Source organism: Sedimentibacter acidaminivorans, from assembly GCF_017873955.1.
Classification (GTDB): Bacteria; Bacillota; Clostridia; order Tissierellales; family Sedimentibacteraceae; genus Sedimentibacter; species Sedimentibacter acidaminivorans.
The window spans coordinates 252,974-265,979 of the sequence record NZ_JAGGKS010000006.1; the positions used below are offsets into that span (position 1 = coordinate 252,974).

General features: G+C 28.8%; 12 protein-coding genes and 1 rRNA gene. 6 read left to right on the forward strand and 7 right to left on the reverse strand.

The window, feature by feature from the left end; all coding sequences use genetic code 11:
• Positions 1–3: 3 nt before the first annotated feature.
• From J2Z76_RS11410 to J2Z76_RS11440, 7 genes are all read right to left on the reverse strand, one after another.
• Positions 4–1,149, reverse strand: a complete 1,146-nt coding sequence (locus J2Z76_RS11410; RefSeq protein WP_245210424.1) for a glucose-1-phosphate adenylyltransferase — start codon at positions 1,147–1,149, stop codon at positions 4–6.
• Entirely contained in the window at positions 1,136–3,076 is a 1,941-nt protein-coding gene (glgB, locus tag J2Z76_RS11415; protein WP_209512184.1) for a 1,4-alpha-glucan branching protein GlgB, read from the reverse strand. The genes J2Z76_RS11410 and glgB overlap by 14 nt, the downstream gene beginning before the upstream one ends.
• A 197-nt stretch (positions 3,077–3,273) precedes the next feature.
• The gene (locus tag J2Z76_RS11420) at positions 3,274–4,128 is read right to left on the reverse strand and encodes a DUF4097 family beta strand repeat-containing protein (protein WP_209512185.1); all 855 of its coding nucleotides are present in this window, start codon (positions 4,126–4,128) and stop codon (positions 3,274–3,276) included.
• A 27-nt stretch (positions 4,129–4,155) separates the two neighbouring features.
• The gene (locus J2Z76_RS11425) at positions 4,156–4,986 is read right to left on the reverse strand and encodes a TraX family protein (RefSeq protein ID WP_209512186.1); all 831 of its coding nucleotides are present in this window, start codon (positions 4,984–4,986) and stop codon (positions 4,156–4,158) included.
• A 15-nt stretch (positions 4,987–5,001) separates the two neighbouring features.
• A complete protein-coding gene (locus J2Z76_RS11430; RefSeq protein ID WP_209512187.1) occupies positions 5,002–5,784 on the reverse strand; it encodes a hypothetical protein in 783 nt (260 codons plus the stop codon).
• Entirely contained in the window at positions 5,784–6,479 is a 696-nt protein-coding gene (locus tag J2Z76_RS11435; RefSeq protein ID WP_209512188.1) for an ABC transporter ATP-binding protein, read from the reverse strand. Before J2Z76_RS11435 ends, J2Z76_RS11430 begins: the two co-directional genes overlap by 1 nt.
• A gap of 29 nt (positions 6,480–6,508) precedes the next feature.
• Positions 6,509–6,865 carry a GntR family transcriptional regulator gene (locus tag J2Z76_RS11440; protein ID WP_209512189.1) on the reverse strand — a complete coding sequence of 119 codons (357 nt, stop codon included), beginning with the start codon at positions 6,863–6,865 and terminating at the stop codon, positions 6,509–6,511.
• 196 nt (positions 6,866–7,061) lie between these two features.
• On the opposite strand from J2Z76_RS11440, the gene J2Z76_RS11445 reads away from it, so the two are divergent.
• The 6 genes from J2Z76_RS11445 to J2Z76_RS11470 all read left to right on the forward strand — a co-directional run.
• Entirely contained in the window at positions 7,062–8,132 is a 1,071-nt protein-coding gene (locus J2Z76_RS11445; RefSeq protein WP_209512190.1) for a pyridoxal-phosphate-dependent aminotransferase family protein, read from the forward strand.
• 119 nt (positions 8,133–8,251) lie between these two features.
• Positions 8,252–9,058 (forward strand): biotin--[acetyl-CoA-carboxylase] ligase, encoded by an 807-nt coding sequence (locus tag J2Z76_RS11450; protein WP_209512191.1) that lies wholly within the window; start codon positions 8,252–8,254, stop codon positions 9,056–9,058.
• A complete protein-coding gene (dusB, locus tag J2Z76_RS11455; RefSeq protein WP_209512192.1) occupies positions 9,042–10,028 on the forward strand; it encodes a tRNA dihydrouridine synthase DusB in 987 nt (328 codons plus the stop codon). Before J2Z76_RS11450 ends, dusB begins: the two co-directional genes overlap by 17 nt.
• Before the next feature lie 239 nt (positions 10,029–10,267).
• Positions 10,268–10,738, forward strand: a complete 471-nt coding sequence (greA, locus tag J2Z76_RS11460; RefSeq protein WP_209512193.1) for a transcription elongation factor GreA — start codon at positions 10,268–10,270, stop codon at positions 10,736–10,738.
• 63 nt (positions 10,739–10,801) lie between these two features.
• The gene (gene lysS, locus J2Z76_RS11465; protein WP_245210425.1) at positions 10,802–12,277 is read left to right on the forward strand and encodes a lysine--tRNA ligase; all 1,476 of its coding nucleotides are present in this window, start codon (positions 10,802–10,804) and stop codon (positions 12,275–12,277) included.
• Positions 12,278–12,923: 646 nt separating this feature from the next.
• Positions 12,924–13,006 (forward strand): 16S ribosomal RNA (locus J2Z76_RS11470); the annotation flags it as partial.

Sequence of the window (13,006 nt, forward strand, 5' to 3'; positions counted from 1 at the left end):
ATGTTATAGATTTACGAATCTGCTCTCGCGAGGTATTACAGTTATATCTGATTTTCTTTCTCTTGGATTTCCTATTTTAAGATTTTTGCCTATTATACATAATTCATCTATTATTGAGTAGTTTACAACAGTATCTTCATCAATTATCACATCTGCCATAATTACAGAATCTCTTACGATTGCATTTTCATTTATTTTAACACCGGAAAATATAATTGAATTTTCTACAGTGCCTAAAATTTCAGCTCCTTCAGAAACAATAGAATTTTTTACAGAGGCATTTTTACCAACAAAGTGTGGTGGCATTTCCATATGTCTTGAATAAATAGCCCAATCGCCAGATAGTTCGAATTCTCCATCACTTAATAAATCCATATTTGCTTGCAATAAACTATCAATAGTTCCTACATCTTTCCAATAACCTTCAAACTCATAGGAATAAATATTTTCTTCTGAACTTAACATTAGGGGTATTACATCTTTACCAAAATCTTTAGTTGATTTAGTGTTTTTATCATCAATTTCTAAATATTTTTTTAACTTATCCCAATTAAATACATATATGCCCATTGATGCTTTTGTACTCTTTGGTCTAGATGGTTTTTCTTCAAAATCTATAATTTTTCCATTGGAATCAGAACTTAGTATTCCAAATCTAGAAGCTTCCTTAATAGGTACATTTATTACGGAGATAGTACAATCAGCGCCTTTTTCTTTGTGATAATTAATCATCAAGGAATAGTCCATTTTATATATGTGATCTCCTGATAGAATTAAAACATATTCAGGGTTATGTTCCTCGATAAAATCTATATTTTGATATATTGCATTAGCAGTACCAGTATACCATTTAGATGCATCAACTTTCTGGTATGGTGGTAGTATATTTACTCCTCCATTCATTCTATCTAGATCCCATGGTTTGCCATTTCCTATGTATGAATTGAGTATTAGGGGTTGGTATTGTGTTAAAACTCCAACAGTATCTAAATTTGAATTTACACAATTGGATAAAGTAAAATCAATTATTCTGTATTTACCTCCAAAAGGTACAGATGGTTTAGCAATTTTGTTTGTTAGAGAACCGAGTCTACTTCCTTGCCCACCTGCAAGAAGCATTACAACACATTCTTTTTTATTCGATATCATAAATTTTCCCTCCAACTTCATTTATGTTATTATTGTTACTTTTTTCTTTTTTTAAAAATATTATTGCTAAAGGCGGTAATGTTAAAGAAATTGAACAATCATAGCCATGCATTGGCATATTATCTGATATAATTTTATCTTTATTACCACTACCATTTCCTCCATATTTTATATCATCAGTATTGAAAATTTCATAGTATATACCACTATCAACGCCAATTGAGTAATTATTTCTTTGTACTGGGGAAAAGTTAATTACTACAATTAGCTCATTTTTTCTTTCATCAATTCTTTTGAAAGCTATAATGTTTTGTTCAAAGTCATCATTTGCAATCCACTTAAAACCATTCCATGAGAAATCAACCTTCCAGAGTTCTGTAGATGCTAAATAAAAATCGTTCAAATCTTTAATATATATATTTAGTTTCTTATGATATTCATAATCAAGTAAAAACCATTCTAATTCTTTTTCATAATTCCATTCTACAAATTGTCCTATTTCATATCCCATAAAGTTTAATTTTTTGCCTGGATGAGACATCATATATCCTAATAGAACTCTAACTTGAGCAAATTTTTCTTCGTATGTACCAGGCATTTTATCAAGTAATGATTTTTTACCATGAACAACCTCATCATGAGATAATGGAAGTATAAAATTTTCATCAAAAGCATAATGAAGGGAAAAGGTAATATTTTTTTGCTTGTATTTCCTGAAAAATGGATCTGTGCACATGTAGTCAAGTATATCGTTCATCCATCCCATGTTCCACTTAAAATTAAATCCAAGGCCACCTAAATATACAGGTTTTGTTACCATAGGCCATGATGTAGATTCTTCTGCAATCATGAGAGTGTTTGGGTGAAGTTTAAAAACAGCTTGATTTAAATTTCTCAAAAAAGATATAGCATCAAGATTTTCATTACCGCCGTACTTATTAGGTTTCCATTCTCCCTTTTTCTTATCATAATCAAGATATAGCATTGAACTTACAGCATCAACTCTTAAACCGTCAATATGATATACATCTAACCAAAATATAGCATTAGAAATTAGAAATGATTGAACCTCTGGTTTACCATAATTAAATTTAACAGTTCCCCAACTTTTGTTTTCTCTTATTTGTTTATCCTCGTACTCAAATAATGAATTTCCATCAAATTCGTATAAACCATGCGCGTCTTTAGGGAAATGTGCTGGAACCCAGTCTAATATAACTCCTATACCATGCCTATGACATTCATCTACTAAATATTTAAAATCATCTGGTTCTCCAAACCGTTTAGTTGGAGAAAAATAGCCTGATAGTTGATAACCCCATGAACCATCAAAAGGATGCTCCATAATTGGCATTAGTTCAATGTGAGTGTAATTATGTTCCTTGACATAAGGAATTAATTTAGAAACAATTTCTCTATAACTATAGAGTTCACCATCAGATTTGCGTTTCCACGATGAAAGGTTAAGTTCATATATATTGATTGGAAGTTCATAGATGTTAGTAGTTTTTTTATATTCGAACCATTTATTATCTCTCCACTTGTAACTTTCTATATTACATACTATTGATGCTGTTTCTGTCTTGGTTTGAGATGAAAAAGCATAAGGATCAGATTTGTAGATATCTTTAAAATCATTTGTTGTTATAAGGAATTTATATAACTCATCGGCATATATATTAGGTAAGAAAAGTTCCCATATTCCGCTTTTAGGAATTCTTTTCATTTTGAAATCTTTGTTTTTTTGCCATTCATTAAAATTTCCAACGATATGTATTGTTACCGCTTTAGGTGCCCATACTCTAAATATAACTCCCTTTTTTTCCCCCGAACATATAATATGCGATCCTAAAAAATTATATGAATAATAATTTGTGCCTTGGTGAAATAAATATATGGGTAATTGATTAGTTTTTTCAGTTGACATTATATCGCTCCTATTATTTTGGAAGTAATTGTAAAATGATTGTATCATATAATTTTATAAAAATATTCATATAATAATTATACCACTTATATCTGTTGTAAAACATAGAAATGTGTAATATGCAAAAAACACACAGTTTAATGTGTGTTTTTGTAAATCATACTAATTTAATAATATAAACAATTAGATAGCTAAAGCTATTCAAAATCTATATCACCAACATGCGTAATAAGTTTTATTTTCGTTTTTCCTGTACCCATTGATTCAACTTTTGCATCTTTCAAGAATTCCTGTATATCAGCTTCATAATTAGAGCTCTTAGGAAGTGATATTTTAATGTCACCTACATTAGTTTCAACAGATAAGTTTTTAGCCTCTGATATGTCATTAGTATTTATGATTATATCTCCTACATTCGAATAAAAAGCAGATGAATCTGAAAGTGAACTGTTTTGTATATTAACATCACCAACATCAGTATTAATATCATATGAGGCATTGGAGTTTTTTACAATGGTATCACCAACGTTTGATGTAATATTAATCTCTCCGTTAATATTTTCAATACTAATATCACCAACGTTAGAACTAATCTCAAACTTTTCAATATTAGATGGTATTTCTATAACTAAATCAACTATTATTTGATCACTAATTATTTTTTTATTATATCCAGTTGTATCAATGCTTAATTTTTTTCCTTTTGTTTCAATTGAGTATTCAAAAGATTTAACTAGTTCATCGGCTTTCTCTTTTGAGCTTGATTTAGCCTGGATATTTGTATCAATTGTAATTTCATTTGATTCATGAGTTATAATTTCAATGTCTCCAACCTCACTTTTTATAATTAGTTCAGTTAAATTTTTAGAATCTATTGTCTTTGTATCATGTCTTTCTGATTGGATATTACTATCTGATTTTTCTATTACAGCTTGAGTTATTTTATCAGAAAGATCCTTTACTACCACATCATTTAATTTAAAGTCGGATGTGCATCCTGTAGAAAACATGAATATTATAACAATTGTCAGCAATAAAATAGCTTTTCTCATATTACATTCCTTTCGATTTGTTTAATTTTATTTCAACATAATGATTGTAGATAATAAGTATAGTATATAAATGTGGGAAGGATAAAAAATATAAAACATATACTTATATCCATTACCCTTTTCTTCATTGTATAACAACATAAATACTGCTGAAAATACCATCATCCACTGATAATTAGTATATAACAAGTTTTGTATATTGAATCCGCCTCCTGTGTATAAAGAAAGGCATATAACAGTGTACGCAATAACTTGTTTATTTCTATTATTTCTTAGGCTATATACAATTATACCAATAATAACCACAATCGGTCCTCCCTCTACAAATAATGGAGAGGGTATAAATCCATTTAATAATACATAAACATTAGAATTAAAATTAATTCCAAGGTTATTTGATATCATAGTAGTAAGAGCTGGAATGAAACTTAATATAAATGGAACAATTATAATTAAAACTGTTGGAATTATATTTTTATTATTTTGTTTATTTTCTTTGATTTTCTCAATATAGTATAAGTAAAAAACTGTTATAAAAAATGTTCCGAAAATATTGTTTAATATAGGGAAGCTATCTGGTCTTGGGAATATTTCGACAATTAAGAAATTAAATATTCCCATAAAAGCAGAGCCTATATACAAACGCAACATATATTTTTCTTTGCTTTTAGTATAATAAAAACCTTCAGCCATTGCGAACATGAATATTGGAAATACTAACCTACCAAGCCAAGTAAACCAAATTGGTATTACATTTGTATAAGAGAAAAATTCGTATATATGGTCGAGAACCATTAAAATTATAGCGATTAATTTTAGCTGTGTAATATTAAGACCTTTAAATCCTGTTAAACTCATAATGGCCTCACTAAATTATAAGTTTATTTTCTTTTCTAAAAGGTAGCCTGAACCTATTGTCATCAATATAGATTCTACAACTGAAATTATCATAATAGGAAGCAATGCTATTAGTAATTGCGTAGCTGAAATCATATTTCCAACAATTTGTATATTATCATAATATGAAGACAGAGCTGACATTGATTGACCATTTGCATATGAAGTTGCCCAGTTAAGAGCTACAAATATTAAAAAACTTAAGAATCCACCTAGCTTAACTTCTGAGAAAATGCTTTTTCTAATAGTAATAGCCGTATACGCTGTTAAAATAAAACTAATTGAAAAAATTAATGAAGCAGCTAAAAATACAAATACATGACCTAAATTAAAACCTAGGCTTCCAGATAATACTTGATTTATAGCGCGTACAACCTCACTTATGTTAATTCCTATATTAAAACCTTGAACATAGCTTATATAAATTGAATTTATTAGGATAAAAACTAAATATATCAGGAGAATTGAAATTCCTTCTAATATAGCAGTGATTACTTTTGATACTACTATTTTATATCCACTATTTGAAGTCATAAATAACATGTATCCACTTTTTTTATTTAAATCATCACTGTACATCTTTATAATATCACCTATATATAGAAGAGTGATTAACATAGGGAAAGCAATTAAAAAACCAAAGCTTCCATTTGCTCCACTTTTTGCAACAGCTAATAGGTTAATTAAAACTGAGCAGATTATAGTTACTAAAAGCAATTTATATTTTCTTATAAAATCATATTTTATTATTTTTATCATTATTTATATACCTCCTTGTAAATATTTTCAATGGACAATCCTCTTTGTAGCCTTAAATCTTCTGCATCTCCACTTAACTCAAGTTTTCCGTTTTTTAAGAAAACAACGTGATCTAATGTTTTCTCAACTTCTGATACTAGGTGGCTAGACAGTATAATCACTTTATTTTCATTATAAGAATTAACTATAAGTTCTAGTATTACATCTCTTGCTAATACATCAACTCCGTTAAGTGGCTCATCGAGCATATATATATCAACATCTCTAGACAAGGCAAGCGCAACTTTTAATTTTCCAACTAACCCTGAAGATAATTTTGAAACTCTAAATTCTAAGTCAACTCCAATATCACTTAATATTTTAGTTGCATAATCAGTCCTAAAGTCGGTGTACATATCTTGATAAAATTTAACTATATCTTTGACTTTAAAACTATCATATAAATAGTTTTCAGTAGGCATATATGATACGCTTGCTTTAGTTTTATATGAGAGAGGAACCCCATTTATCAAAACACTTCCTGAAGTTTGTTTATGAAGTCCAATTATAACTTTCATAAGTGTTGTTTTTCCGCTACCATTAGGGCCCATAAGTCCATATATCTTTCCCTTTTGGAAAGATACACTAACATCATCAAGTGCAGTTTTATTATAATATCTTTTAGTTAAATTGTTAATTTCTAAAATTTGATTCAATTAATATCATTCCTTTCATTATAATATATTTATTTTTTATTTGATTTCTTAATAAAGCTAATCATATCTTCTTGTGTAAACCCAATTTGTAACATGCCATTAATGAAATTTTCAATTAGTTCTTTAGCCATTTCTAATCTAATATTTTCAACTTTTTCTGAAGATTCAGTAATAAATGTACCTAATCCTCTCTTAGTAAATACTATATCTTCCATCTCCATCTCCTTATATACTCTAGCAATAGTATTAAAATTTAAACCTAACTCATTTGAATAATCTCTTGAAGAAGGCATTTTTTCACCTAACTTCAACTTACCTGTTACAATATCTTGTTTTAATTTATGAATTACTTGTAAATAAATTGGCATATTATTATTAAATTCCATTTTATCACCACTCTTTCATGTATAAACCTATGCGAACTAGTATCATAGTTTAATAATACACCAATACATTGTAGGTGTCAAGTAATTTTATAAATTTTTTTATAAATTACTTAATTCTTTATTGACAAGTCAAAATCAGTGTATATACTTTATTAATAAGATAATTTAAAGATAATAAAATCAACAGGAGGTACAAATGCATAAAAAATTATTTATTCCTGGTCCTATAGAAGTAAGTAAAGATGTTTTAGAAAAAATGTCTACACCTATGATAGGGCATAGAAGTAAAGAAGCATCACAGTTACAAAGAAATATAGCTAATAAACTTAGAACACTATTTTATACTAATAATGAAATTTTATTATCTTCATCCTCGGGCAGTGGATTGATGGAAGCTTCAGTTAGATGTTTGACTAAAAAAAGAGCGGCAATATTTTCGATAGGTTCTTTTGGAGATAGATGGTATGATATGGCATTATCTAATGGAGTACCTGCAGATTTATTTAAATCAGAACTTGGAAGTATTACAACAAAAGAGATGGTAGAGGATGTTTTATCTACTAATAAATATGACCTAATAACAATTACTCACAATGAAACTTCTACAGGTGTAATGAACCCTGTTTATGAAATAAGCGAAGTTATTAAAAAATATCCAGAAGTAATGTTTTGTTTAGATACAGTAAGTTCTGCTGGTGGAGTAAAAATCGAAGTTGATAAATTAGGTGTTGATGTATGCATAACATCTTCTCAAAAAGCATTAGGTTTGCCTCCAGGTCTAGCAGTATGTACAATATCAGATAGAGCAGTTGAAAAAGCTAGAACTGTAAAAAACAGGGGTTTTTATTTAGATTTAGTACAATTGTATGATACAATAAAGAAAAAAGACTATCAGTACCCTTCTACACCAAATTTATCATTGATGTTTGCATTAGATTATCAACTAGATAAGATACTAGAAGAAGGATTGGAGAATAGGTTCAAAAGACATTTAGAAATGGCTCAATATACTAGGTCGTGGGCTAAAAAATACTTTGACATATTTACTGATGAAAGAAATGCATCGGTAACATTGACAACAATAAAAAATACCAGAGGTATATGTGTTAAGGATTTAAATATTGAGCTTGGAAATAGAGGCTTTTCTATTTCTAATGGATATGGAGATCTTAAAGAGAAAACTTTTAGGATAGCACATATGGCAGAATTAACACTTGACGAGGTAAAAGAACTTTTAGTAGCTATTGAGGATATATTAGGATTGTAGTATTAAATAATATACAAGTAAAAAAATCACTGAAATTATTTAGTGATTTTTTAATATAACCATTTCTTGACGAAAATTAATCTATATAGTAATATAGGCGTGAAGAAAGGAAGAATATAATGTACGATTTAAATAAAATAAAAGAATATATAGATACAAAATATATTGGTCAGACTATTATACAATTTGATGAGTTGAATTCAACTGTAGTAAAAGCAAAAAGTATATTTGCAACATGTCCTGATGGAACAGTAGTATTGTCTGAAAATCAGTCAAAATTTAAAATTAGATTTGGAAGAGAGTGGGTTTCCTACCCAGATGAAAATATTTATTTAAGCATAATACTAAAACCTGCACTTGAGGATTATAAGATATCTAAATTCGAAACAATTGCTTCTTCTTCGGTTTGTGAAGCTATAAATTGTATGTTTCAAGATATTGATTGTAAAATAAAATGGCCTAATGATATTTTAATTAATTTTAAAAAAATATGTAGTATTAGTTGTGAAATTGTTAATAAAAAAAATATTGCAGAAGGTGTAATAGCATCATTAGGTATAAATGTGAATTTGGACAGCGAATATATAGATGAAGATATAAAACAAATAGCTACTTGTATTAAAACAGAAACTGAATTGGAAGTTGATAGAGAAAAACTTATAGCATGTATTCTAAAAAAATTTGAAACATATTATGATGAACTACTTAATTTTAATACAATAGTAAATGCGGTTGATATATTTTCTAATTATTCTATATTAAGGGGTAAAGATATTGAAATAGTAAAACCAGGCAAGAAAACTTCAAGGAAAGTTAATGTAACGGACATAGATTGTGATGGTTGGCTTATGGTTCTTAATGATAAGGGAAATGAAGAAATATTAAATTCGGGAGATATAAGTATAAGGTATGAGAGAAAAACTTAAAATAGGGAACATAGAATTAAAAAATAATGTAGTTTTAGCACCAATGGCAGGAATAACAGATATTACATTTAGAACTATTTGCAAAAGCTTTGGTATAGGGTTAGTATATACTGAAATGATTAGTGCAAAGGGTTTATATTATAAGGATGTAAAAACAGAACAATTAATGAAAATTAACGAAAATAATAGACCTATATCACTTCAGATATTTGGAAGCGATGCTGAAATCATGGCGTATGTTGTAGAAAACTACATTAATAAAAGAGAAGATATAGATATAATAGATATAAACATGGGTTGTCCAGCTCCTAAAATCGTAAAAAGTGGTGATGGATGTGCTTTAATGAAAAATCCTCAACTTGCTGGAAACATAGTTAAAAAGATAAAAAAAGTATCCAATAAACCTATATCTGTTAAATTTAGGTCTGGTTGGGATGGCAATAATATTAATGCAGTAGAATTTGCAAAAGTATTAGAATCTAATGGGGCTGATTTATTAGCTGTACATGGGAGAACTAGAGAACAATTTTATTCTGGTAAAGCAGATTATAGTGTTATTAGACAAGTAAAAGAAAGCGTAAATATACCTGTTGTTGGCAATGGCGATATATTTATACCACAAGATGCAGTAGATATGATAAAACAAACAAATTGTAATGGTGTTATGATAGGTAGAGGGATATTAGGTAATCCGTGGTTGATAATGAATACCATAAAATTATTAAATAATGAAAGAAATATATATGAAGTTACACCAAAAGATAAAATAGAAATGTTAGTAAGACATGTTAAAATGTTAAAAGAAGAACTAAATGAGAAAATTGCTGTGTTAGAAATGAGAAAGCATGCGGGATGGTACATTAAAGGTATGAAAAACTCATCTGAAATTAGAAATAAAATTAATAAAATAACAAGAGCAGATGAGCTTTTTGAAGTTTTAAAAATGTATTTAGAAAATTATAATGTTTAATAAAAAGAATGATAAATAAAAAAAGATGAAAAAAATTAAAAAGAATCTTGACATAATATAGTAGCTTGATTATAATAGTCTAATTAATTAAAAAGAATTATCAACAAATTATCATATTATTTTAAATCTATAATAAAATGGATTATATATATTTTTGTAGGATATAAATAATATGCATAATGAGGATTTTTGCAGACGTTTTTTTAATAACCATCACATAGTGTTAAAGGAGCAATAATATGAAAAATAATGAAACTTTGATTACTGCAGAGGGCTTAGAAGAAATTAAAAAGGAACTGGAAGAATTAAAATTAGTAAAAAGAAAAGAAGTATCAGAGAAAATTAAGGTTGCATTAGCTTTTGGAGATATTAGTGAAAATTCAGAGTATGATGAAGCTAAAAATGAACAAGCTAATGTAGAAAGTCGTATAGCTAAACTTGAGCTAATGATAAAAAATGCAAAGATTATTAAAGAAGCAAAACAAAAGGGGATTGTAAGTATAGGATCAAAGGTGACTATAAAGGATTTAGAGTATGATGAAATAATGGAATATACTATAGTTGGTTCTGCAGAAGCAGATCCATTTAAGGGTAAGATTTCCAATGTTTCACCTTTGGGTAAATCTTTATTAGGAAAGAAGCTGGGAGAAATAATTGAAGTTCCATCTCCGATGGGAGATATGATTAAATATGAAATAGTAACTGTTTAATTTTGAATAAACAAAAGATAAATAAATGAAAAAACTTTTATATAAGATAAGGTGGTGTAGAAATTGAGTGAAATACAAAATTCAGGAGATTTAAGACAGGTAAAGGTTGAGAAATTGAAGGAGCTTGTTAAAGCAGGAAGAGATCCATTTAAAATTTCTAAATATGAAGTTACAACTAATTCTAAGGCAATTAAAGACAATTTCGAGGAAATGGAAGGCAAACATGTTTCTATTGCAGGAAGAATAATGTCAAAGAGAGGTCAAGGAAAAGTAGGATTCTATGACATTCAGGACAGTGATGGAAGAATTCAGATGTTTGTAAAAAAAGACACTATAGGTGAAGAGGAATACAATTGGTTAAAAACTTATGATATTGGAGATATCTTAGGAGTAAAAGGTGAAGTTTTTAGGACTAAGATGGGAGAAATATCAGTAAGAGCAGAAGAAGTTAAACTTTTATCTAAATCTCTACAAACATTGCCTGAAAAATTCCATGGATTAAAAGACCAAGATATAAGATATAGACAAAGGTATGTTGATTTAATAGTTAATCCAGAAATTAAAGATGTGTTTATAATGAGAAATAAGATAGTTAGGGGTATTAGAGAGTATCTTGATAATGAAGGTTATTTAGAGGTAGAAACTCCAACGTTAAGCCCAATAGCAGGTGGAGCTAATGCAAGACCATTTATAACACACCATAATACCCTTGATATAGACATGTACATGAGAATTGCTAATGAATTATTCTTGAAAAGATTAGTTGTTGGTGGATTAGGTGATGGTGTATATGAAATGGGCAAAATGTTTAGAAATGAAGGAATGGATACTAGACATAATCCAGAATACACAGCAATGGAAGTTTACAAACCATACGCTGATTTTAATGACATGATGGATTTAACTGAAAATATAGTGGCGTTTGTGGCTATGAAGGCTAGAGGAACAACAAAGATAAACTATCAGGGCAAAGAAATAGACTTTACTCCACCATGGAGAAGAGTTAGAATGCAGGATATGGTCAAAGAATATACAGGTATAGATTTTGATTTAATTAATACAGATGAAGAAGCTATCAAGGTAGCAAAGGAAAAGCATATTGAAATTACACCATTAATGACTAGAGGACATGTAATTAGTTCTTTGTTTGAAGAGTTCTGTGAAGAGCATCTGGAACAACCAACATTTGTTACACATCATCCAGTTGAAATATCACCACTTGCTAAGAGAAATGTGGAAGATCCAAGATTAACTGATAGATTTGAAGCTTTTGCAAATACTTGGGAAATAGCTAATGCTTTTTCTGAGTTAAATGATCCTATAGATCAAAGAGAAAGATTCGAAGAGCAAGTTAAGCAAAAAGAAGCAGGCGATGATGAAGCGCATATGATGGATAATGACTTTGTAAATGCAATAGAAGTTGGACTTCCGCCTACAGGTGGACTTGGTATAGGTGTTGACAGAGTAATAATGATGTTAACAGACCAAGTATCTATTAGAGATATTATACTATTCCCAACAATGAAACCATTAGAGTAATTGTTAATTAAAGAGCAGACTAATATCTGCTCTTTTGTGTATTTGTATGTTTAAACTAACCTATAAAGGGGTATATAGTAATTAGATTAATATTATTTATAATATAGAGATTAATATAAATCATTATTTAAAATAGCATGCATAACTCAGAAAATATTGGAAAATATAATAAAGGAATAAATGGTTGACAATTAAAACAACCTGTGTTAAAGTAATCAAGTTGCTCCGTAAGGGCAATAAAGCATTTTAAAAATAAATATTAAAAAGTAGTTGACACATTGAACAAGTTGTGCTAAACTAACAAAGCTGTCTCGGAAGAGTGGCAAATATGAAACAAAAGATAGAAAAAAATAAATAAAAAAACAGTTGACAATGACGAAACAATATGATAGACTAATAAAGTTGCTCGTCAAAAATCGACAAAAGCAACAAAGTAGAAACGAAAAAATAAATAAAAAAGTTCTTGACAAATAACGACAAGCGTGATAAACTATCAAAGCTGTCGCAAGAAAAGAACAGCAACAAACAGCACATAGACAATAAAACAGCATAAGAAAAACCTTTGAGAGTTCTAAAGTAAATTTGAACAAAAAAGTAATAAATGACGCAAGTCAAAAGCTAAGCGTAAGCTTGGTCAGGAAAAATATTAAACGAGAGTTTGATCCTGGCTCAGGACGAACGCTGGCGGCGTGCCTAACACATGCAAGTCGAACGAAGTTTGTTTTTCGG

Coding starts and splice junctions, on each gene's coding strand:
- J2Z76_RS11410 (WP_245210424.1), bottom strand. CDS start 1,149: ATGATATCGAATAAAAAAGAATGTGTTGTAATGCTTCTTGCAGGTGGG.
- J2Z76_RS11450 (WP_209512191.1), top strand. CDS start 8,252: ATGTACGATTTAAATAAAATAAAAGAATATATAGATACAAAATATATT.
- J2Z76_RS11445 (WP_209512190.1), top strand. CDS start 7,062: ATGCATAAAAAATTATTTATTCCTGGTCCTATAGAAGTAAGTAAAGAT.
- greA (WP_209512193.1), top strand. CDS start 10,268: ATGAAAAATAATGAAACTTTGATTACTGCAGAGGGCTTAGAAGAAATT.
- glgB (WP_209512184.1), bottom strand. CDS start 3,076: ATGTCAACTGAAAAAACTAATCAATTACCCATATATTTATTTCACCAA.
- dusB (WP_209512192.1), top strand. CDS start 9,042: ATGAGAGAAAAACTTAAAATAGGGAACATAGAATTAAAAAATAATGTA.
- J2Z76_RS11420 (WP_209512185.1), bottom strand. CDS start 4,128: ATGAGAAAAGCTATTTTATTGCTGACAATTGTTATAATATTCATGTTT.
- J2Z76_RS11430 (WP_209512187.1), bottom strand. CDS start 5,784: ATGATAAAAATAATAAAATATGATTTTATAAGAAAATATAAATTGCTT.
- J2Z76_RS11440 (WP_209512189.1), bottom strand. CDS start 6,865: ATGGAATTTAATAATAATATGCCAATTTATTTACAAGTAATTCATAAA.
- J2Z76_RS11425 (WP_209512186.1), bottom strand. CDS start 4,986: ATGAGTTTAACAGGATTTAAAGGTCTTAATATTACACAGCTAAAATTA.